The organism is Burkholderia sp. AU6039 (assembly GCF_002223365.1).
Lineage (GTDB): Bacteria > Pseudomonadota > Gammaproteobacteria > Burkholderiales > Burkholderiaceae > Burkholderia.
On the sequence record NZ_NKFK01000003.1, the window covers coordinates 78,571 to 99,009 of the forward strand.

Annotated in this window: 19 protein-coding genes; 13 read left to right on the plus strand and 6 right to left on the minus strand. The window is 67.5% G+C overall.

Annotation, left to right across the window (positions count from 1 at the left end):
* Positions 1–19: 19 nt before the first annotated feature.
* The 7 genes from CFB39_RS02960 to CFB39_RS02990 all read left to right on the plus strand — a co-directional run bounded on the left by CFB39_RS02960 (position 20) and on the right by CFB39_RS02990 (position 7,777).
* The gene (locus CFB39_RS02960) at positions 20–1,015 is read left to right on the plus strand and encodes an arabinose ABC transporter substrate-binding protein (protein ID WP_069247093.1); all 996 of its coding nucleotides are present in this window, start codon (positions 20–22) and stop codon (positions 1,013–1,015) included.
* Positions 1,016–1,084: 69 nt separating this feature from the next.
* Complete coding sequence (araG, locus tag CFB39_RS02965; RefSeq protein ID WP_069247094.1) at positions 1,085–2,596, plus strand: L-arabinose ABC transporter ATP-binding protein AraG; 1,512 nt, start codon at positions 1,085–1,087, stop codon at positions 2,594–2,596.
* Between the two features lie 70 nt (positions 2,597–2,666).
* Entirely contained in the window at positions 2,667–3,683 is a 1,017-nt protein-coding gene (gene araH, locus CFB39_RS02970) for an L-arabinose ABC transporter permease AraH (RefSeq protein WP_039353002.1), read from the plus strand.
* A gap of 29 nt (positions 3,684–3,712) precedes the next feature.
* Positions 3,713–4,519: an SDR family NAD(P)-dependent oxidoreductase gene (locus CFB39_RS02975; RefSeq protein ID WP_089472129.1), complete on the plus strand. Its 807-nt coding sequence runs from the start codon at positions 3,713–3,715 to the stop codon at positions 4,517–4,519.
* A 49-nt stretch (positions 4,520–4,568) separates the two neighbouring features.
* Positions 4,569–5,630: an aldose 1-epimerase gene (locus tag CFB39_RS02980; RefSeq protein WP_089424459.1), complete on the plus strand. Its 1,062-nt coding sequence runs from the start codon at positions 4,569–4,571 to the stop codon at positions 5,628–5,630.
* Positions 5,631–5,669: 39 nt separating this feature from the next.
* The gene (gene pyrF / locus CFB39_RS02985; RefSeq protein ID WP_011350899.1) at positions 5,670–6,497 is read left to right on the plus strand and encodes an orotidine-5'-phosphate decarboxylase; all 828 of its coding nucleotides are present in this window, start codon (positions 5,670–5,672) and stop codon (positions 6,495–6,497) included.
* Between the two features lie 221 nt (positions 6,498–6,718).
* Positions 6,719–7,777, plus strand: coding sequence for a phosphorylcholine phosphatase (locus CFB39_RS02990; protein WP_089424460.1), 1,059 nt, complete (start codon positions 6,719–6,721; stop codon positions 7,775–7,777).
* 37 nt (positions 7,778–7,814) lie between these two features.
* Here CFB39_RS02990 and CFB39_RS02995 read toward each other — a convergent pair whose 3' ends face one another.
* Genes CFB39_RS02995 through thiL form a run of 3 tightly spaced genes read right to left on the minus strand, consistent with a single transcriptional unit; the run spans position 7,815 to position 9,886 of the window.
* On the minus strand, positions 7,815–8,315 hold the full coding sequence (locus CFB39_RS02995; RefSeq protein ID WP_034186407.1) for a CinA family protein: 501 nt from the start codon (positions 8,313–8,315) through the stop codon (positions 7,815–7,817).
* 31 nt (positions 8,316–8,346) lie between these two features.
* Positions 8,347–8,898 carry a phosphatidylglycerophosphatase A gene (locus CFB39_RS03000; protein WP_089430589.1) on the minus strand — a complete coding sequence of 184 codons (552 nt, stop codon included), beginning with the start codon at positions 8,896–8,898 and terminating at the stop codon, positions 8,347–8,349.
* Positions 8,888–9,886, minus strand: a complete 999-nt coding sequence (gene thiL / locus CFB39_RS03005) for a thiamine-phosphate kinase (RefSeq protein WP_089472130.1) — start codon at positions 9,884–9,886, stop codon at positions 8,888–8,890. The genes CFB39_RS03000 and thiL overlap by 11 nt, the downstream gene beginning before the upstream one ends.
* A 135-nt stretch (positions 9,887–10,021) precedes the next feature.
* Between thiL and CFB39_RS03010 the strand changes: the two genes are divergently transcribed.
* From CFB39_RS03010 to CFB39_RS03025, 4 genes are all read left to right on the plus strand, one after another.
* Positions 10,022–12,364, plus strand: coding sequence for an NADP-dependent malic enzyme (locus tag CFB39_RS03010; RefSeq protein WP_279608693.1), 2,343 nt, complete (start codon positions 10,022–10,024; stop codon positions 12,362–12,364).
* 378 nt (positions 12,365–12,742) lie between these two features.
* Positions 12,743–13,174 carry a ribonuclease domain-containing protein gene (locus CFB39_RS03015; protein WP_031398890.1) on the plus strand — a complete coding sequence of 144 codons (432 nt, stop codon included), beginning with the start codon at positions 12,743–12,745 and terminating at the stop codon, positions 13,172–13,174.
* Positions 13,175–13,190: 16 nt separating this feature from the next.
* A complete protein-coding gene (locus tag CFB39_RS03020) occupies positions 13,191–13,754 on the plus strand; it encodes a barstar family protein (protein ID WP_089424464.1) in 564 nt (187 codons plus the stop codon).
* A 223-nt stretch (positions 13,755–13,977) separates the two neighbouring features.
* Positions 13,978–14,682 carry a hypothetical protein gene (locus tag CFB39_RS03025; RefSeq protein WP_089472132.1) on the plus strand — a complete coding sequence of 235 codons (705 nt, stop codon included), beginning with the start codon at positions 13,978–13,980 and terminating at the stop codon, positions 14,680–14,682.
* A gap of 126 nt (positions 14,683–14,808) precedes the next feature.
* On the opposite strand, the gene CFB39_RS03030 is transcribed toward CFB39_RS03025, so the two are convergent.
* The 3 genes from CFB39_RS03030 to speE all read right to left on the minus strand — a co-directional run bounded on the left by CFB39_RS03030 (position 14,809) and on the right by speE (position 17,030).
* The gene (locus tag CFB39_RS03030) at positions 14,809–15,576 is read right to left on the minus strand and encodes a 16S rRNA (uracil(1498)-N(3))-methyltransferase (RefSeq protein ID WP_089472133.1); all 768 of its coding nucleotides are present in this window, start codon (positions 15,574–15,576) and stop codon (positions 14,809–14,811) included.
* A 17-nt stretch (positions 15,577–15,593) separates the two neighbouring features.
* On the minus strand, positions 15,594–16,010 hold the full coding sequence (locus CFB39_RS03035) for a glyoxalase/bleomycin resistance/extradiol dioxygenase family protein (RefSeq protein WP_089472134.1): 417 nt from the start codon (positions 16,008–16,010) through the stop codon (positions 15,594–15,596).
* A gap of 162 nt (positions 16,011–16,172) precedes the next feature.
* A complete protein-coding gene (speE, locus tag CFB39_RS03040; protein WP_089439211.1) occupies positions 16,173–17,030 on the minus strand; it encodes a polyamine aminopropyltransferase in 858 nt (285 codons plus the stop codon).
* Positions 17,031–17,246: 216 nt separating this feature from the next.
* Between speE and tkt the strand changes: the two genes are divergently transcribed.
* Positions 17,247–19,319 (plus strand): transketolase, encoded by a 2,073-nt coding sequence (gene tkt / locus CFB39_RS03045; protein WP_089424470.1) that lies wholly within the window; start codon positions 17,247–17,249, stop codon positions 19,317–19,319.
* A gap of 89 nt (positions 19,320–19,408) precedes the next feature.
* Positions 19,409–20,419, plus strand: a complete 1,011-nt coding sequence (gene gap / locus CFB39_RS03050; protein ID WP_059500962.1) for a type I glyceraldehyde-3-phosphate dehydrogenase — start codon at positions 19,409–19,411, stop codon at positions 20,417–20,419.
* The last annotated feature ends 20 nt before the right edge of the window (positions 20,420–20,439 follow it).

A 20,439-nucleotide genomic window follows, 5' to 3' on the forward strand; every position in this document is an offset into this window, starting at 1 on the left:
AGACAAGGAGACACTGGAGATGAAACGCAGAACGTTCGTAACGCTGGCGGCCGCGGCCGCGGTGGTGATCGGGAGCCCCGTCGTGCACGCGGCCGATCCGGTCAAGATCGGCTTCCTCGTGAAGCAGCCGGAAGAGCCGTGGTTCCAGGACGAGTGGAAGTTCGCCGAAATCGCGGCGAAGCAGAAGGGCTTCACGCTCGTGAAGATCGGCGCGCCGTCCGGTGAGAAGGTGATGAGCGCGATCGACAACCTGTCCGCGCAGAAGGCGCAGGGCTTCATCATCTGCACGCCCGACGTGAAGCTCGGGCCGGGCATCGTCGCGAAGGCGAAGTCGCACAACCTGAAGATGATGACGGTGGACGACCGCCTCGTCGACGGCGCGGGCAAGCCGATCGAGGCGGTCCCGCACATGGGGATCTCCGCGTACAACATCGGCAAGCAGGTCGGCGACGGCATCGCGGCCGAGATCAAGAAGCGCGGCTGGGACATGAAGGACGTTGGCGCGATCGACATCACCTACGAGCAGCTGCCGACCGCGCATGACCGCACCAGCGGCGCGACCGACGCGCTGGTGGCCGCGGGCTTCCCGAAGGCGAACGTGATCGCGGCGCCGCAGGCGAAGACCGACACCGAGAACGCCTTCAACGCGGCGAACATCGCGCTCACGAAGAATCCGCAGTTCAAGCACTGGGTGGCGTACGGCCTGAACGACGAAGCGGTGCTCGGCGCGGTGCGCGCGGCGGAAGGGCGCGGCTTCAAGGCGGACAACATGATCGGCATCGGCATCGGCGGCTCCGATTCGGCGCTGAACGAGTTCAAGAAGCCGCAGCCGACAGGCTTCTACGGCACCGTGATCATCAGCCCGAAGCGCCACGGCGAGGAAACCTCGGACCTGATGTACACGTGGATCACGCAGGGCAAGGCACCGCCGGCGCTGACGCTGACGACCGGCATGCTCGCGACGCGCGACAACGTGTCGAAGGTGCGCGACGAGATGGGGCTCGCGTCGAAGTAAGCGGCTTGCCGGCTGCGGCGGCCACGCGGCAGCCGGCGATCGATGGATCTGCAAGAGTAGGGAGACGACGTGTCAGCGGCACTGCGTTTTGACAATATCGGCAAGGTCTTTCCCGGCGTGCGCGCACTCGACGGCATCTCGTTCGACGTGCATGCGGGCGAGGTGCATGGCCTGATGGGCGAGAACGGCGCGGGCAAGTCGACGCTGCTGAAGATTCTCGGCGGCGAATACCAGCCCGATGCGGGCAGCGTGCTGGTCGACGGCCAGCCCGTGCAGTTCGCGAGTGCGGCCGCGTCGATCGCGGCCGGCATCGCGGTGATTCACCAGGAGCTGCAGTACGTGCCCGACCTGACGGTCGCGGAAAACCTGCTGCTCGGCCGCCTGCCGAATGCGTTCGGCTGGGTGAGGAAGCGCGAGGCGAAGCGCTTCGTGCGCGAGCGGCTCGCCGCGATGGGCGTCGATCTCGATCCCGATGCGCGGCTCGGGCGGCTGTCGATCGCGCAGCGGCAGATGGTCGAGATCTGCAAGGCGCTGATGCGCAATGCGCGCGTGATCGCGCTCGACGAACCGACCAGCTCGCTGTCGCATCGCGAGACCGAAGTGCTGTTCAAGCTCGTCGACGACCTGCGTGCGCAGGGCCGCGCGCTGATCTACATCTCGCACCGGATGGACGAGATCTACCGGCTGTGCGACGCCTGCACGATCTTCCGCGACGGGCGCAAGATCGCGTCGCACGAATCGCTGGCCGACGTGCCGCGCGAACGGCTCGTCGCCGAGATGGTCGGGCGCGAGATTTCGGATATCTACCATTACGCGCCGCGTGCGCTCGGCGACGTGCGCTTCGCGGCCGAAGGCATCGATGGCCCGGCGTTGCGCGAACCCGCGAGCTTCTCGGTGCGCGCGGGCGAGATCGTCGGCTTTTTCGGGCTCGTCGGCGCGGGCCGCAGCGAGCTGATGCGGCTCGTGTACGGCGCGGATCACCGGCGCGCGGGCGCGCTGACGCTCGACGGCGCGCGCATCGACGTGAAGCGCACCGGCGACGCGATCCGCCACGGCATCGTGCTGTGCCCCGAGGACCGCAAGGAAGAGGGGATCATCGCGATCGCGTCGGTCGCGGAGAACATCAACATCAGCTGCCGCCGCCATTCGCTGCGCGCGGGGCTCTTCATCAACCGCAAGGCCGAAAGCGAAACGGCCGACCGTTTCATCCAGCGGCTGAAGATCAAGACGCCGAACCGGCGCCAGAAGATCCGCTTCCTGTCGGGCGGCAACCAGCAGAAGGCGATCCTGTCGCGCTGGCTCGCGGAGCCCGACCTGAAGGTCGTGATCCTCGACGAGCCGACGCGCGGGATCGACGTCGGCGCGAAGCACGAGATCTACGACGTGATCTACCGGCTCGCGGAACGCGGCTGCGCGATCGTGATGGTGTCGTCGGAGCTGCCGGAAGTGCTCGGCGTGTCCGACCGCATCGTCGTGATGCGCGAGGGCCGGATCGCGGGCGAGCTGCCGCGCGAACAGGCGAACGAGCATGCGGTGCTGAGCCTGGCGCTGCCGCAGACGAGCGCCGTCGAGGCGGCCTGACGCAGCACACGACAATCGAATCGGACAGGCACGGCGCGGGCCGTGCGATGCAGGAGCAGGAGACTCAATCATGCAAGTCAACGAAAACCTTGGCAGCGCCGCCGTGAAGCCGTCGGCCGACGCGCTGGTGCCGCAGCAGAGCGACCGCCAGAAGTGGTGGCAGCATCTGACCGAATACAGCCTGATCGCGATCTTCGCGGTGATGTTCATCACGATGTCGCTGACCGTCGATCACTTCTTCTCGATCGACAACATGCTCGGCCTCGCGCTGTCGATCTCGCAGATCGGCATGGTCGCGTGCACGATGATGTTCTGTCTCGCGTCGCGCGACTTCGACCTGTCGATCGGCTCGACCGTCGCGTTCTCGGGCGTGCTGTGCGCGATGGTGCTGAACGCGACCGACAACACGTTCGTCGCGATCGTCGCGGCGGTCGCGGCCGGCGCCGCGATCGGCTTCGTGAACGGCGCGGTGATCGCGTACCTGCGCATCAACGCGCTGATCACGACGCTCGCGACGATGGAGATCGTGCGCGGGCTCGGCTTCATCGTGTCGAAGGGGCAGGCGGTCGGCGTGTCGTCGGATACGTTCATCGCGCTCGGCGGGCTCACGCTCTTCGGCGTGTCGCTGCCGATCTGGGTCACGCTGCTGTGCTTCATCGCGTTCGGCGTGCTGCTGAACCAGACGGTCTATGGCCGCAACACGCTCGCGATCGGCGGCAACCCGGAAGCCTCGCGGCTCGCGGGGATCAACGTCGAACGCACGCGCGTGTACATCTTCCTGATCCAGGGCGCGGTGACGGCGCTCGCGGGCGTGATCCTCGCCTCGCGCATCACGTCGGGCCAGCCGAACGCCGCGCAGGGCTTCGAGCTGAACGTGATCTCCGCGTGCGTGCTCGGCGGCGTGTCGCTGATGGGCGGCCGCGCGACGATCTCGGGCGTCGTGATCGGCGTGCTGATCATGGGCACCGTCGAGAACGTGATGAACTTGCTGAACATCGATGCGTTCTACCAGTACCTCGTGCGCGGCGCGATCCTGCTCGCGGCCGTGCTGCTCGACCAGCTGAAGAACCGCGGCGTCCGCGACTGACCCGATCCGCTTTTACGGAGACGAACCGCATGACCATCGACACTTCCGCGCACGACCCGCACACCGCGAGCCACGCGCGCTATGCACGCTACCCGAGCCTCGAGGATCGCGCGGTGCTGATCACGGGCGGCGCGACCGGTATCGGCGCGGCGTTCGTCGAGCACTTCGCCGAGCAGGGCGCGCGCGTCGCGTTCGTCGACCTCGACGCGGCGGCCGGTGCCGCGCTCGCGGAACGCCTCGCGCACGTACGCCATGCGCCGCTGTTCCTCCAGTGCGACCTGACCGACATCGACGCGCTGCGCCATGCGATCGACGCGATCCGCGCGCGCATCGGCGCGATCGCGGTGCTCGTGAACAACGCGGCGAACGACACGCGCCACGCGATCGGCGACGTGACGCCCGAATCGTTCGACGCGGGCATCGCGGTGAACCTGCGTCACCAGTTCTTCGCCGCGCAGGCGGTGATCGACGACATGAAGCAGCAGCGTGGCGGCGCGATCATCAATCTCGGCTCGATCAGCTGGATGCTGAAGAATGGCGGCTATCCCGTCTACGTGATGGCGAAGGCGGCCGTGCAGGGGCTGACGCGCGGCCTCGCGCGCGACCTCGGCCCGTTCGGCATCCGCGTGAATTCGCTGGTGCCCGGCTGGGTGATGACCGACAAGCAGCGCCGGCTGTGGCTCGACGACGCGGGCCGCGCGGCGATCAAGGCCGGCCAGTGCCTCGATGCCGAACTGCTGCCCGCCGATCTCGCGCGGATGGCGCTGTTTCTCGCGGCCGACGACAGCCGGATGATCACCGCGCAGGACGTGATCGTCGACGGCGGCTGGGCCTGACCGTCCGCACGACCCGCATCGATTCTTCGACGAAGGAAAGGAGTTCATCATGACCGCCACGTCCTCGAGCGCATCGTCGTCCACCAGCCAGTCGCGCCGCGCGCGCCTGGCCGCCGCCGCGCAGCCGGTCAGCCCCGGCCCGCAGACAGCAGCCTTCGCGCAGGGCGTCGGCGCCGCGCATGCGGCGGCCGTCACGCTGTCGAATGCGTTGCTGCGGCTCGACGTGCTGCCGCATCTCGGCGGCGGCATCGCGCGCTTCGACTGGCGTGGCGACAACGGCGCGCTGATGCCGGTGTTCCGCCGCTGCGAGCACCCGGAGACGGCGACGGACCCGAACGAGCTCGCGTGCTATCCGCTGCTGCCTTACTCGAACCGGATCGGCGACGGGCGCTTCGAGTGCGACGGGCGCAAGGTCGCGGTGCCGCGCAATCGCCGTGACGAGCCGCTGCCGATCCACGGCGACGGCTGGCTCGCGCGGTGGCAGGTGGACGATGCGACCGGCACGTCGCTGCAACTGTCGCTCGATCGCACCGCCGGCGCGCCGTATGCGTTCCGCGCGATCCAGTCGTTCGAGCTCGACGACGCGACGCTGTCGATCGCGCTGACGATCGAGAACGCAGGGCGTGCGCGGCTGCCGTTCGGGCTCGGCGTGCATCCGTTCCTCGTGCGCGATACCGCGACCGAACTGGCCGCGGCTGCCGGCGGGCTGTGGCTGTCGGGCGCGGATTTCCTGCCGGTGCGGCACGTGAGCGTGCCGCCGGCCTGGCAGTTCGGCGTCGCGTATCCGCTGCCGGCCGCGCTCGTCAATCATGCGTTCACCGGCTGGGGCGGCCACGCGACGGTGAGCTGGCCGCGCCGCGGGCTGTCGCTGACGGTGGCGGCCGACGCCGACGCGTACGTGCTCTATACGCCGCCCGGCGAGGATTTCTTCTGCTTCGAGCCGGTCGATCATCCGATCAACGCGGTGAACTTGCCGGGCGGCGCGACCGCGCACGGGATGACGCTGCTCGCGCCCGGCGAGCGGCTCACGCGGCGTTTCGCGTTCACCGTCGAGCGCGCCGATGCGCGCGGCAATGCGGCTTCGCGCGAGGCGCGCCGGCGACGCGGGTAAAATACGCGGTCTACCAACGGTTTGCCGCGAGTACCCGCCATGTCTTCCCCGCTTACTTTCATCGAATCGCTGCGCGCCGCGTGGCAGCGCACCAATTCGCTGCTGTGCGTCGGCCTCGATCCCGAGCCGTCGCGCTTTCCCGTGCAGTTCGACGGCCAGCCCGATGCGATCTTCGAATTCTGCCGGCAGATCGTCGACGCAACCGCGCAATACGCGAGCGCGTTCAAGCCGCAGATCGCCTACTTCGCCGCGCATCGCGCGGAAGACCAGCTCGAGCGGCTGATCGCGCACATCCACCTCCAGCATCCGGGCCTGCCGGTGATCCTCGACGCGAAGCGCGGCGACATCGGCAGCACGGCCGAGCAGTACGCGCGCGAAGCGTTCGAGCGCTATCGCGCGGACGCCGTCACGGTGAACCCTTACATGGGCTACGACTCGGTCGAGCCGTACTTCGAGCACGAAGGCAAGGGCGTGATCGTGCTGTGCCGCACGTCGAACCCGGGCGGCTCCGACCTGCAGTTCCTCGACACCAACGGCCGGCCGCTGTACCAGGTCGTCGCCGATCTCGCGGCGAACAAGTGGAACGCGAAGAACGGCCAGCTCGGCCTCGTGGTCGGCGCGACGTTCCCGAAGGAAATCGAGATCGTGCGCGGGATCGTCGGCGACATGCCGCTGCTGATTCCCGGCATCGGCGCGCAGGGCGGCGACGTGCAGGCGACCGTCAACGCGGGCCGCACGGCCGACGGCACCGGCATGATGATCAACTCGTCGCGCGCGATCCTGTACGCGAGCAAGGGCGAGGATTTCGCCGAAGCCGCGGCGCTCGCCGCGCAGAAGACGCGCGACACGATCAACGCGCATCGTTGATCGGTTGCACCGGTTGCCCGTCCGGGCAGCCGGTTCCGCCGGGCTCCCGCGCGCGAGCCCGGCGCTTTCCTCCCGTTTTTCCGCTCCTCCGCCCGCCCGGCCCGCGCTGGCGCACGCGGACAACTTCCCGTCGCTTCCGCACCGCATCCCCGTGCGCCAATCGCGCGATGCTCCCGCTTGTCATCGATCCGTCACGAAAATGTCAAGAAAGGAGCGACGCCATGCCCAAGTTGTCCCGACGTCTTCTGAGCGCGCTAGCCGCGTCGTTGTGCATGAGCTTCGCCCATGCGGCGGATCTCTCGCACTGGCCGGCCGATAGCGCGAAGGCGCTGAACGCGATGATCGCCGCGCACGCGCACCGCGGCGACTACGCGGTGTTCGACGCCGACAACACGACCTACCGCTACGACCTCGAGGAGTCGCTGCTGCCGTACCTCGAGAACCGCGGCGTGCTGACGCGCGACACGCTCGACCCGTCGCTGAAGCTGATCCCGTTCAAGGATTCCGCCGACTACCGGGAATCGCTGACGAGCTATTACTACCGGCTGTGCGAGATCGACGACCTGGTCTGCTACCCGTGGATCGCGCAGGCGTTCGCCGGGCTGTCGCTGGCCGACCTGAAGCGCCACGTCGACGCGATGCTCGCCGACGGCAAGCCGATCCCGATCCGCTACTGGCAGGGCGACAAGGTGGTCGACGGCACGGTGAACCCGCCGCGTTTCTTCCGCGGGATGCAGGAGCTGTACAACGCGCTGCGCGAGAACGGGATCGAGGTCTACGTGATGACGGCCGCCCATGAGGAGCTCGCGCGGCTCGTGCTGTCCGACCCGAAGTACGGCTACAACGTGAAGCCGCAGAACGTGATCGGCGTGACGACGCTGCTGCGCAACCCGGCGACCGGCGCGCTGACCACCTCGCGGCTGCAGATCAAGGCCGGCAAGTACGACGAGGCCGCGAACCGCAGCCTGGTGATCACGCCGTTCCTGATGAACCCGATGACGTGGTACGAAGGCAAGCTCGGCTCGATCGTCGGCTGGATCGACCAGTGGAAGAAGCCGGTGCTCGTCGCGGGCGACACGCCGACGTCCGACGGCTACATGCTGCTGAACGCGACCGACGTCGCGCGCGGCGGCGTGCGCGTGTGGGTGAACAAGAAGGACAAGCAGATGGCGCAGATCCGCGCGTGGTCGGACGAATCGGCCGCGCGGCAGAAGTCGCTCGGCCTGCCGGTGACGGCGGACAAGAACTGGATCGTCGTGAAGCCCGACGCGATCCAGTAAGCGGGCAGGCGGGGGCGCGGCGCGCGCCCCCCGGCGATCAGCCCTCGCGCTCGTCGAGCAGTTTCAGCAGCCCGCGCAGCGCATGCGCGGCCGCCTGCGTGCGGATCTGTTCGCGGTCGCCCTTGAACACGAGCGTCTCGACGTCGGTATGCAGCCGGTTGCTCCAGCCGAACGACACCGTGCCGACCGGCTTCTTCTCGCTGCCGCCCGCGGGGCCCGCGATGCCGGTGACGGACAGCGCGACCTGCGCGCGGCTGTTGCGCAGCGCGCCTTCGGCCATCGCGCGCGCGACGGGCTCGCTGACGGCGCCGTGCTTGTCGATCAGGTCGGGCGGCACGCCGATCATCTCGATCTTGGCCTGGTTCGAGTACGTGACGAAACCGCGCTCGAACCACTGGCTGCTGCCGGAGATGTCGGTGATCGCCGCGGCGATCATGCCGCCGGTGCAGGATTCGGCGGTGGCGAGCGTCAGGTGCTCGTCACGCAGCTTGTTGCCTGCGCGGATCGCAAGCTGATGGACGACGGAATCGGTTGGCATGCGCGTCGGGGAACGGGAGTCGGAAAATCGGTCAGCCGACGACGGAGCGCCACAGGGCGATCACGAGCAGCGTCATGAACGCGGCGACCAGGTCGTCGACCATGATGCCGAGCCCGCCTTTCAGGCGGCGCTCGACATAGCGGATCGGCGGCGGCTTGAGCATGTCGAAGAAGCGGAACGCGACGAACGCCCACAACTGGCCGACGAAGGTCGCGGGCGTGACGAACAGCATCACGAGCCAGATCGCGACGATCTCGTCCCAGACGACGGCGCCCGGATCGGCCGAACCCATCTTCGTCGCGGTGAAACCGGTGAGCCATGTGCCGGCGACGAAGCCGGCCGCGATCAGCGCCCACCATTCGGGCACCGTCAGGTAGCGGTTGAGCACGACGAACGTCAGCCAGCCGAACAGCGAGCCGAACGTGCCGGGCATGATCGGCGCGAGCCCGCTGCCGAAGCCGAGCGACACGATGTGCGCCGGGTGCGACAGCATGAAACGCGCGGTCGCGCGCCGCGGCGCGTTGCCGCCGGATGCGGCGCCGGGCTCGGCCGCGGTGTGCGCGGGCGTCGGGTCAGTCTGCATGGAAGTGGTCGAAGCCGTGCAACGTGAGAGCGAGAGGCGCGCCGGCGGTGTCGCGCCACGCGATCGCGGGCTGCTCCGACGGCGCGGACAACGCGCGTATTGTACCGATTCGGGTGACCGCCACGCCGGCCGTTACGCCGGCCGCTTCGACCGCCGCGCGGGCTGCCGCCGGCGCGGTGAAGCACAGTTCGTAGTCGTCGCCGCCGGCCAGTGTGCAGCGGCGCTGCACGTCGGGCGGCAGCGTCGCGAGCGCGGCCGAGCGCGGCACCGCGTCGGCATCGATCTCGGCGCGCACGTTCGAGCGGGCCAGGATGTGCTGCAGGTCGCCGGCGAGGCCGTCCGAGAGATCGAGCGCCGCGTGCGCGACGCCCGCGAGCGCGAGGCCGAGCGCGATGCGCGGTTCGGGGTATTCGAGCGCGCGCCGGAACGCCGCCGCTTCGTTCGCGCCGGCCGTCCATTCGCCGCGCGCGACGCCGAGGCCGGCGCGCGCATCGCCGAGCGTGCCGGATACCCAGACATCGTCGCCGTCGCGCGCGGCGTCCCGCCGCAGTACCGCGTCGGGCGCGACTTCGCCGAACACGGTCACGCACAGGTTCAGCGGGCCGCTCGTCGTGTCGCCGCCGATCAGCTCGCAGCGGTAGCGCTCGGCGAGCGCGAACAGCCCGTTGCTGAACGCTTCCAGCCACGCGGCGTCGGCCCGCGGCAGCGCGCACGCGAGCGTGAACGCGCGCGGCTCGGCGCCCATCGCCGCGAGGTCGGACAGGTTGACCGCGAGCGTCTTGTGGCCGAGCGCGTCGGGCGCGACGTCGGGGAAGAAGTGGCGGCCTTCCACCAGCATGTCCGTCGAAATGGCCAGCAATTTCCCGGATCGGGGCGTGATCAACGCGCAGTCGTCGCCGATGCCGAGCGTCGACGCACGGGCGCCCTGCGCGGCGCGGCGCGTGAAGAAGCGTTCGATCAGCGAAAACTCGGAGAGGGCGGCTGGCACGGCGGATGGATCCGAAACGATGGAAGGAACGGCATTGTACGAGGCGAGCGGCGCCGTTCCTGCACCGTTCAGTACAATTTTGTCGCGGCTGTTGCACCCGAATCGCCGGTCTGGCGGCCGATGATTGGCGCTACAATGCCGTCGAAGAGTCATTCTAATCCGCCCGCCAAGAGACACATGTCTACCCAAGCCTCCTCCAAAGCCAAACTCCGCGAAGCCGCGCTCGACTATCACGAATTCCCGACCCCCGGGAAAATCGCGATCGCCCCGACCAAGCAGATGATCAACCAGCGCGACCTCGCGCTCGCGTACTCGCCGGGTGTGGCGTACGCGTGCGAGGAGATCGTCGAGAATCCGCTCAACGCGGCGCGCTTCACCGCGCGCAGCAACCTGGTGGGCGTCGTCACGAACGGGACGGCGGTGCTCGGTCTCGGCAACATCGGCCCGCTCGCGTCGAAGCCGGTGATGGAAGGCAAGGCGGTGCTGTTCAAGAAGTTCGCGGGCATCGACGTGTTCGACATCGAGCTGAACGAGTCGGACCCGCACAAGCTGGTGGACGTGATCGCCGCGCTGGAGCCGACCTTCGGCGGGATCAACCTGGAAGACATCAAGGCGCCGGACTGCTTCATCGTCGAGCGCGAAGCGCGCAAGCGGATGAAGATTCCGGTGTTCCACGACGACCAGCACGGCACCGCGATCGTGGTGGCCGCGGCTGTCACGAACGGGCTGAAGGTCGTCAACAAGGACATCAAGAAGGTCAAGCTCGTGGCGTCCGGCGCGGGTGCGGCCGCGCTCGCGTGTCTCGACCTGCTGGTCGACATCGGCCTGCCGATCGAGAACATCATCGTGACCGACCTGGCGGGCGTGGTCTACAAGGGCCGCACCGAGCTGATGGATCCGGACAAGGAGCGTTTCGCCCGCGAAACGGAAGCCCGGACGCTGGCCGAAGTGATCGACGGCGCGGACATCTTCCTCGGCCTGTCGGCTGCCGGCGTGCTGAAGCAGGAGATGGTGAAGGGCATGGCCGAGCGCCCGCTGATCCTCGCGCTCGCGAACCCGACGCCGGAGATCCTGCCGGAACTCGCACTCGAAGTGCGGCCGGACGCCGTGCTGGCCACGGGCCGCACCGATTACCCGAACCAGGTCAACAACGTCCTGTGCTTTCCGTTCATCTTCCGCGGCGCGCTCGACGTCGGCGCGACGACGATCACGCGTGAAATGGAGATCGCGGCCGTCAACGCGATCGCCGAGCTCGCGCAGCACGAGCAGAGCGACATCGTCGCGACCGCGTACGGCATCCAGGACCTGTCGTTCGGGCCCGAATACCTGATTCCGAAGCCGTTCGATCCGCGCCTGATCGTGAAGATCGCGCCGGCCGTCGCGCAGGCCGCGATGGACGGCGGCGTCGCGACACGCCCGATCGAGGACATGGACGCGTACAAGCAGCACCTGCAACAGTTCGTGTATCACAGCGGCACGACGATGAAGCCGATCTTCCAGATCGCGCGCGCCGCGCCGGAAGAGAAGAAGCGCGTCGTGTTCGCGGAAGGCGAAGAAGAGCGCGTGTTGCGCGCCGTTCAGATCATCGTCGACGAAAAACTCGCGAAGCCGATCCTGATCGGCCGCCCGTCGGTGATCGAGCACCGTATCCAGCGCTACGGCCTGCGCCTGACGCCGGGCACCGACTTCACGGTCGTCAACACCGAGCACGACGAGCGCTACCGCGACTTCTGGCAGACGTACTACAAGATGATGGCGCGCAAGGGCATCAGCGAGCAGCTCGCGCGCGTCGAGATGCGCCGCCGCACGACGCTGATCGGCTCGATGCTGGTGAAGAAGGGCGAAGCGGACGGGATGATCTGCGGCACGATCAGCACCACGCACCGCCACCTGCACTTCATCGACCAGGTGATCGGCAAGCGCCCGGGCTGCAGCGTGTACGCGGCAATGAACGGCCTCGTGCTGCCGGGCCGCCAGATTTTCCTCGTCGACACGCACGTGAACGTCGATCCGACCCCGGAAGAACTGGCCGAGATTACGATCATGGCGGCGGAAGAAGTGCGCCGCTTCGGCATCGAGCCGAAGGTCGCGCTGCTGTCACACTCGAATTTCGGCACGAGCAACGCCCCTTCTGCGAAGAAGATGCGCGATACGCTCGCGATCCTGCAGGAACGTGCGCCCGAGCTGAAGGTGGATGGCGAGATGCATGGCGACGTCGCGCTCGACGCGGCGCTGCGCAAGGAAATCCTGCCGGAATCGACGCTGGAAGGCGAAGCGAACCTGCTGATCCTGCCGAACATCGACTCCGCGAACATCGCGTACAACCTGCTGAAGACGGCCGCGGGCAACAACATCGCGATCGGGCCGATCCTGCTGGGCGCGGCGCAGCCGGTGCACGTGCTGACCGAATCGGCGACCGTTCGCCGCATCGTCAACATGGCGGCGCTGCTGGTCGCCGACGTGAACGCCACGCGCTGAGCCAAAACGAACGCGCCAGGCCGGTCGAACCGGCGTGGCGCGTCGGGCGAAATTGTAAACAAAAGCAAAAAGAGGCGTGCCCGCAATGGGCACGCCGCGGGCAGGGCGCAAACGCGCTTCCCTCAAGCAACATCAGCATCTCTCTCCACTCAGCGTAGCCGGCGTGGCAAGGAGGCAGAGTCTTGCCATGCCAGAGATGCCGCCCGTATTTTATCTCATGAAAGATAAATGTAGTGTGATTTCGGTAAAAAATGCGCCATTCCGGGTATCACTGGCCTTTCGATTCCCAAACGGACATTGATTCGCGCGGCCAATAACGCTACGCTAACGCCTTTGTTGGTCGTCAACTACTTGATTTAACAGCGGGAACCCTGGTTCATGGCACGCAAGTGGCTCCGCAACGGCGCGCTCGCGTCCGTCTTCGCGATGTTCGCGATGGGTATCGTCGGCACGCCGACGGGCAGTCTGGTTTCCGCCGCTTACGCACGGGAGGCCGTTCCGGCCGACGTGGCGGCGAGCGGGCTCGATACGATTCCGACCGCCCGTCTTCCGCGCGAGGCCGTGACCACGCTGGGCCTGATCGGCGCCGGCGGTCCGTATCCGTACGAGAAAGACGGCGTCGTGTTTGGCAACCGCGAGCGGATCCTGCCAAAAGCGAAGCGCGGCTACTACCATGAATACACGGTGCCGACGCCGCGTGCCCGCAATCGCGGGGCGCGCCGGATCGTCTGTGGCGGGCCATTGCGCCGGATCGACAACTGTTATTACACGGGCGACCACTACAACAGTTTTAAACGTATTGTTGAATGACTTCGGGACGAATGGCATGAGCGACTCCATCTACGCGCACGAAACGGCGGCGGCGGAACTGTTCGCGGCCGGCGACGGCAATCTGTTTCAGCGCGTGATTCAACTGCACGCGGCGGCGCAGGCTGGCAGCACGCCGGAGCAACAGGAAGCCGAGCCCGGGCTTTCATCGAACGAGGAGCCTATGAGCCTTTTCACGACCGTGCGACCCAATCTCGTGCAGTCGATCCGCGCGTTCCGCGTGCAGGATCTTGCCGACGAAGCCGGCCGGCTCGGCCAGCATTTCCTGTATGCGTTTTGCGGCGCCGCGCAGTCGAAGCAGGAAGTGATGGAAACGATCGCGACGTCGTTCCTGTTCCCGAAGCATTTCGGGAAGAACTACGACGCGCTGTACGACTCCCTGACCGACCTCGTCGCGAAGGCCGGCGCGCAGCCCGGTTTCGTGATCGTCCTCGAAGGGCTGCCGATCGCGCAGAAGTTCGACAAGGAAGGGCGCGAGACGCTGCTCGACGTGTTCCGCGAGGCGGCCGAATTCTGGGCCGAGCGCAAGGTCGCGTTCCGCGTGTTCTACTCGTTCGCGTAAGCGCACATCGGCCAGCGGCCGATTCGGCGAATCATCCTTCGGAAGCCCGCTTCGAGCGGGCTTTTTTGCGCCTGCGCGATGCGTGCGGGCCGAAACGGCGTGTGGCCCGCTGACATCGGCCTTTCATCCGGCACCTTTTTTCGAGACAATCTCGGTCGGCCCGGCCGCGGCAGCCGCCGCATCGGGCGTACAAAACAAACCATCGAGAGAGGGCTGTCTTCCCATGAATATTTCCCGTTCCGCACGCGCCGTCGTGCTGCCCCTGCTGGTCGCGGCGGGCGCCGCGCACGCGGCGCCGCTGACGCCCGAGCAGACCGTCGACCTTTACATCGGCGCATTCGTCAACGGCGATGTGTCGAAAGCCCGCGAGTTCAACGATGCGGTGCGCACGAGTTACGGCGGCAAGGACGCGCTCAACGTCGACGTTCTGTCGAAGATGGGCGATTCGATGCGCAAGGACATGGCCGACGGGATGCTGGAGCCGATGCCGCCGAAGGTGAGCGCTGCGCTGCGCCCATCCGTCGAAGGGGCCGTCGCTGCGTATCTGCGTGCGCTCAATCGCTCGGAGTGCAAGGCAACCGGGTCGTCGCAGCAACCGAACTCGGCTCGCGAGGGCGAGACGATCGCGACGGTCGAGTTTGCGTGCCGCGTCCCGGATGCAAGGCCCGGCGGAGAGGCGTTGGCGGAAAAGCTTGGCGACGGCCGTCGGCTGAAGAACGACGCTGCACGCATCGTCGCGTTTCAGAAGATCTTCTCCGGCATGGCGAAGGTGCTGGACGCAGCGCCGGTTACGTACCCCGTGACGGGCAAGATCGATGTCTACAGCCTCGACGGCGGCTGGACGACCGGCAGCCCGCAAGACGTGCTGACGCCGGTGCTCGATGCGTTGTCAGAAGCGATGCCGCATGGCTCGTCGAGCGACAAGTAAGTTGCGATAGACCGCCGCGTCGCGACGGGCCGCATTCCCGCGGCGACGCCGGCCGCTTGTCGCGCAGCGGCCGGGCGGCGTGCGGTCAAGGCGTGTCGCGCTGTCTTGCGCAGACACGACTGCTCATCACCACCCGCCCCAGCGCGCCGCAAGCGCCGCAAGCACGGCCGCGCCGGCCGTCTCGGTACGCAGTACGCGGGGCCCGAGCGACAGCGCGGTGAACCCGCGTGCGCGGGCCGCGTTTTCCTCGTCGGGCGACAGCCCGCCTTCCGGCCCGATCAGCAGCGTGACGGTTGCAGCGGGCGGCGTGTCGGGCAGCGACGCGAACGGGATGCTCGCGCGCGGCGACAGCAGCAGCCGCAGTTCGCCGTCGACCGGTGCCGCCGGCAGCGTATCGAGCCAGGTGTTGAAGCCGGCGACCGGCGCGACGTCGGGCACGCGGTTGCGCCCGCATTGCTCGCACGACGCGCGCACGACGCCGCGCCAATGCGCGACGCGCTTGTCCGCGCGCTCGCCGGCGAGCTTCACGACGCCGCGCGCGGTCGACAGCGGCACGACCGCCGTCACGCCGAGCTCGACGGCCTTCTCGATCACCCAGTCCATCTTGTCGCCGCCGGCGATCCCTTGCGCGAGCGCCACGCGATAGGGTGGCTCGGCCTCGGCCGGTTCGAACGTGTCGATCTGCGCGAGCGCGCTGCGCTTGTCGATCTCGACGAGCCGCGCGCGGTACTGGCCGCCGGTGCCGTCGAACAGCGCGAGCACGTCGCCGGGCTGCAGGCGCAGCACCTGTGCGTGGCGCGCGACCTCGGCCGGCAACGCGAGCGTGGCGTCGGCGCGCAGGGCCGCGTCGACGAAAAAGCGCGGCACGGCCGCGGTGGTGGTGGCTTCGTTCATGCGTGTAACGGGTGGGGTCATGCGTCGAGACGGCGCCCGAGCGCCCATCGGTAGCCGTCGAGGTCCTCGATCTGCGCGAACCGGTCGCCCCAGAACTGATCCTGCGGCGCGCTCAGCGACTTCGCGCCCGCGTCGAGCGCGCGCTGCCAGGTGGCGTCGACGTCGTCGACATACAGGTAGAACGATTGCGGCGCGGTGGCGTTCGCACTTTTCGGCGTGAGCGCGGGCGAGCCGAACGCGCCTTCGGGCGCGAACATCACGATCAGCTGGCCGCGATAGGCCATCTCGACGTGCATGATCGCGCCGTCTTCATCGTGCACGTCGCGTACCGTGAAGCCGAATGCGGCCTTGAAGAACTCGATGGCCGCGCGCGCGTTGCGTACGACCAGGTAGGGTGTCAACCAAGGCACGTTGGCCGGACGTGGATCGGTCATGAAAATCTCCTGTGGGGGCGCTTGGGCACGTGTTCTGATTCCATGCCCGGGCGTTCGTTCAGGGGGCGGCACGGCGTCCAGGACGTTCCGCCCCGGTGCCATGCATCGCGAATCCTGCTGGGACGCGATGGAAAAACGGAAGCGAGGCGGCCGCGCGGACGTTCAGCGGCGAACGCCCAGTGTATCGCGCAGCGCGCGCGGCAGGGCAAAGAGGGACGCATGCAGCCGCGCGTCGTAGTAGCGCAAGCCCTGGACGCGGCGGGCCGCGAGCCGTTCGTCGATGTCGTGTGCGAACAGCGCGGCCGCGTCGAGCGTGTCGCTCGCGATCGCCATCAGCCACTGCGAGCCGTACAGCGGCACGTGCGCGGACAGCGGATCGACGACCGCGAAGCTCGCGCGCAGGTCGTCGAGCAGCGCGGCGATGCGCGCCGCGTGGAACACCGGCGAGCCGAGATGCATCGAGATCGCGCCGCACGGCGTCAGGATCCGCTTGAGCCGCGCATAGAACGCGCGGGTATAGAGGCCGGCCGCCGGTGAATCGGGCGGCGTGAGGTCGAACACGACGAGATCGAAATGCTCGACGGTCGACTCGACGAAATGCGCGGCGTCGCCGATCACGACCTCGACGCGCGGGTCGTCGAGCGCACCCTGGTGCACGTCGTCGAGATACCGGCGCGCCATCCCGACCACCTCGTCGTCGAGTTCCGCGATCACGATCCGCGCGATGCACGCGTGCTTGAGCAGCTGGCGCGCCGCACCGCCGTCGCCGCCGCCGAGCACGAGCGCCTTGCGCGGCGACGGATGCGCGAGCGCGGCCGGGTGCGTCATGCACTCGTGATAGACGTACTCGTCGCCGACCGACGTCATCGGTCGGCCGTCCAGCGTGAACAGGCGGCCGAGCTGCGGGGTTTCCCAGACCTCGATCTGCTGGTGCGGCGACGCGACGTGCGCGAGCCGCCGGGCGTTCGGGAAGCCGTAGGCGGAGTCGGGCGTAGGGTGGAAAAGTAGAGTCGTGCTCACGGGCGGGCCACTCAGGGCTGGCAGTTCCGACGTCTGAATTATAGGAGGCGGGCGGTTTGACGGAAAACCGTGCCGGAACACTACTCGCCGACAAGGGAAATGTCAGCCCATCTGTTAAAATGACGAGCTTTGCAGCCCCGTCCGTAGGCTCCGTCCGCTTCGCGTCCGTCAGGCGCCGCACCGCGCGCCGGGAACGATTGACGCTCGAGCTTCCGGATGCCGCCGTGCCCCCGTTTCCTCGACTCGTTCTCCGGACTCGACATGACGACTTCGTCTCCCGCCTCCACCACCCTGATGGCCAATGCGATCCGTGCGCTCGCAATGGACGCCGTCCAGCAAGCGAACTCCGGCCACCCCGGCATGCCGATGGGCATGGCCGAAATCGGCGTCGCGCTCTGGTCGCGCCATCTGAAGCACAACCCGACGAACCCGCACTGGGCAGACCGCGACCGCTTCGTGCTGTCGAACGGCCATGGCTCGATGCTGCTGTACTCGCTGCTGCACCTGACCGGCTACGACCTGCCGATCGAAGAGCTGAAGAACTTCCGCCAGCTGCACTCGAAGACGCCGGGCCACCCGGAATACGGCATCACGCCGGGCGTCGAGACGACCACCGGCCCGCTCGGCCAGGGTCTCGCGAACGCGGTCGGCATGGCGCTCGGCGAAGCGCTGATGGCCGACGAGTTCAACCGTGACGGCGCGAAGATCGTCGATCACCACACGTACGTGTTCCTCGGCGACGGCTGCCTGATGGAAGGCATCTCGCACGAAGCCTGCTCGCTCGCCGGCACGCTGAAGCTGAACAAGCTGATCGCGCTGTACGACGACAACGGCATCTCGATCGACGGCGACGTCGTGAACTGGTTCCACGACGACACCCCGAAGCGTTTCGAAGCCTACGGCTGGAACGTGATCCCGAACGTGAACGGCCATGACGTCGACGCGGTCGACGCAGCCATCGCGAAGGCGAAGCTGTCGGACAAGCCGACGCTGATCTGCTGCAAGACGGTGATCGGCCAGGGCGCGGCGACCAAGGCCGGCGGCCACGACGTGCACGGCGCGGCGCTCGGCGCGGAAGAAATCGCGAAGACGCGCGCGGCACTCGGCTGGACCTGGGAGCCGTTCGTGATTCCGCAGGAAGTCTATGCGGCATGGGACGCGAAGGAAGCCGGCAAGCGCGCCGAGTCCGAATGGGACGCGACGTTCGCGGCCTATCGCGCGAAATTCCCGGCAGAAGCCGCCGAATTCGAGCGCCGGATGGCCAACCAGCTGCCGGCCGACTGGGCCGAAAAGGCTGCGGCGATCATCGCCGGCGCGAACGAGCGCGGCGAGACGGTCGCGACCCGCAAGGCGTCGCAGCAGGCGATCGAAGGCCTGGCTGCCGCGCTGCCCGAACTGCTCGGCGGCTCGGCCGACCTGACCGGCTCGAACCTGACCAACTGGAAGGCATCGAAGGCCGTCCGTGCGAATCCGGAAGGCCCGGGCGTCAAGCTGGGCAACCACATCAACTACGGCGTGCGCGAATTCGGCATGAGCGCCGCGATCAACGGCCTCGCGCTGCACGGCGGCCACAAGCCGTTCGGCGGCACGTTCCTGACGTTCTCCGACTACAGCCGCAACGCGCTGCGCGTGGCCGCGCTGATGAAGGTGCCGTCGATCTTCGTGTTCACGCACGACTCGATCGGCCTCGGCGAAGACGGCCCGACGCACCAGTCGATCGAGCACGTGTCGAGCCTGCGCCTGATCCCGAACCACGACGTATGGCGTCCGGCCGACACGGTCGAAACGGCCGTCGCCTGGACCCACGCGGTCGCCGCCGACCGTCCGTCGAGCCTGATCTTCAGCCGCCAGAACCTGGCGTTCAACCCGCGTACCGATGCGCAGATCGCGAACATCGAGAAGGGCGGCTACGTGCTGAAGGACTGGGACGAAGAGATCGTCGCGCGCAAGATCATCCTGATCGCGACGGGCTCGGAAGTCGAACTCGCGATGAAGGCCGTCGAGCCGCTCGCGCAGCAAGGCATCGCGGCACGCGTCGTGTCGATGCCGTCGACCAACGTGTTCGACCGCCAGGACGCCGAATACCGTGAGCGCGTGCTGCCGCACGGCGTGCGCCGCGTCGCGATCGAAGCGGGCGTGACGAGCTTCTGGCACAAGTACGTCGGCCTCGAAGGCGGCGTCGTCGGGATCGACACGTTCGGCGAATCGGCGCCGGCCGGCGTGCTGTTCAAGTACTTCGGCTTCACCGTCGAGCACGTCGTCGAGACCGCCAAGGCCGTGCTGGCCTAAAGAGACAGACGCGACGCGCGCCACCCCTCGCGCGCGTCGCACCGTGAAGCTGCACGAAACGAATTTTTTCAGCCATCAGGAGATAGACCATGACGATTCGCGTCGCAATCAACGGCTACGGCCGCATCGGCCGCAACACGCTGCGCGCGTTCTACGAGAACGGCAAGAAGCACGACATCGAGATCGTCGCGATCAACGATCTGGGCGATGCGAAGACCAACGCGCACCTGACCCAGTACGACACCGCGCACGGCAAGTTCCCGGGTGAAGTGTCGGTCGACGGCGACTACCTCGTCGTGAACGGCGACAAGATCCGCGTGCTGGCGAACCGCAACCCGGCCGAACTGCCGTGGGGCGAGCTGGGCGTCGACGTCGTGATGGAATGCACGGGCTTCTTCACGACGAAGGAAAAGGCCAGCGCGCACCTGAAGGGCGGCGCGAAGAAGGTGATCATCTCGGCACCGGGCGGCAAGGATGTCGACGCAACGATCGTCTACGGCGTGAACCATGACGTGCTGAAGGCCGAGCACACCGTCATCTCGAACGCATCGTGCACGACGAACTGCCTCGCGCCGCTCGTCAAGCCGCTGAACGACAAGATCGGCCTCGAAACCGGCCTGATGACGACGATCCACGCGTACACGAACGACCAGGTGCTGACGGACGTCTACCACGAAGACCTGCGCCGCGCGCGTTCGGCCACGCACAGCCAGATCCCGACGAAGACGGGCGCTGCTTCGGCCGTCGGCCTCGTGCTGCCAGAACTGAACGGCAAGCTCGACGGTTACGCGATCCGCGTCCCGACGATCAACGTGTCGATCGTCGACCTGTCGTTCATCGCGAAGCGCGACACGACGGTCGAGGAAGTCAACGCGATCATGAAGGAAGCGTCGGAAGGCGCGCTGAAGGGCATCCTCGGCTACAACGACGCACCGCTGGTGTCGATCGACTTCAACCACAACCCGGCTTCGTCGACGTTCGACGCGACGCTGACCAAGGTGTCGGGCCGCCTCGTGAAGGTGTCGAGCTGGTACGACAACGAGTGGGGTTTCTCGAACCGCATGCTGGATACGGCTGTCGCGTTCGCGAACGCGAAGTAATCCCGCACGTTGCGCGGCCG

Coding starts and splice junctions, on each gene's coding strand:
- CFB39_RS02960 (WP_069247093.1), top strand. CDS start 20: ATGAAACGCAGAACGTTCGTAACGCTGGCGGCCGCGGCCGCGGTGGTG.
- araH (WP_039353002.1), top strand. CDS start 2,667: ATGCAAGTCAACGAAAACCTTGGCAGCGCCGCCGTGAAGCCGTCGGCC.
- CFB39_RS02975 (WP_089472129.1), top strand. CDS start 3,713: ATGACCATCGACACTTCCGCGCACGACCCGCACACCGCGAGCCACGCG.
- CFB39_RS02980 (WP_089424459.1), top strand. CDS start 4,569: ATGACCGCCACGTCCTCGAGCGCATCGTCGTCCACCAGCCAGTCGCGC.
- pyrF (WP_011350899.1), top strand. CDS start 5,670: ATGTCTTCCCCGCTTACTTTCATCGAATCGCTGCGCGCCGCGTGGCAG.
- CFB39_RS02990 (WP_089424460.1), top strand. CDS start 6,719: ATGCCCAAGTTGTCCCGACGTCTTCTGAGCGCGCTAGCCGCGTCGTTG.
- CFB39_RS02995 (WP_034186407.1), bottom strand. CDS start 8,315: ATGCCAACCGATTCCGTCGTCCATCAGCTTGCGATCCGCGCAGGCAAC.
- CFB39_RS03000 (WP_089430589.1), bottom strand. CDS start 8,898: ATGCAGACTGACCCGACGCCCGCGCACACCGCGGCCGAGCCCGGCGCC.
- CFB39_RS03010 (WP_279608693.1), top strand. CDS start 10,022: ATGCCGTCGAAGAGTCATTCTAATCCGCCCGCCAAGAGACACATGTCT.
- CFB39_RS03015 (WP_031398890.1), top strand. CDS start 12,743: ATGGCACGCAAGTGGCTCCGCAACGGCGCGCTCGCGTCCGTCTTCGCG.
- CFB39_RS03020 (WP_089424464.1), top strand. CDS start 13,191: ATGAGCGACTCCATCTACGCGCACGAAACGGCGGCGGCGGAACTGTTC.
- CFB39_RS03025 (WP_089472132.1), top strand. CDS start 13,978: ATGAATATTTCCCGTTCCGCACGCGCCGTCGTGCTGCCCCTGCTGGTC.
- CFB39_RS03030 (WP_089472133.1), bottom strand. CDS start 15,576: ATGAACGAAGCCACCACCACCGCGGCCGTGCCGCGCTTTTTCGTCGAC.
- CFB39_RS03035 (WP_089472134.1), bottom strand. CDS start 16,010: ATGACCGATCCACGTCCGGCCAACGTGCCTTGGTTGACACCCTACCTG.
- tkt (WP_089424470.1), top strand. CDS start 17,247: ATGCCGCCGTGCCCCCGTTTCCTCGACTCGTTCTCCGGACTCGACATG.
- gap (WP_059500962.1), top strand. CDS start 19,409: ATGACGATTCGCGTCGCAATCAACGGCTACGGCCGCATCGGCCGCAAC.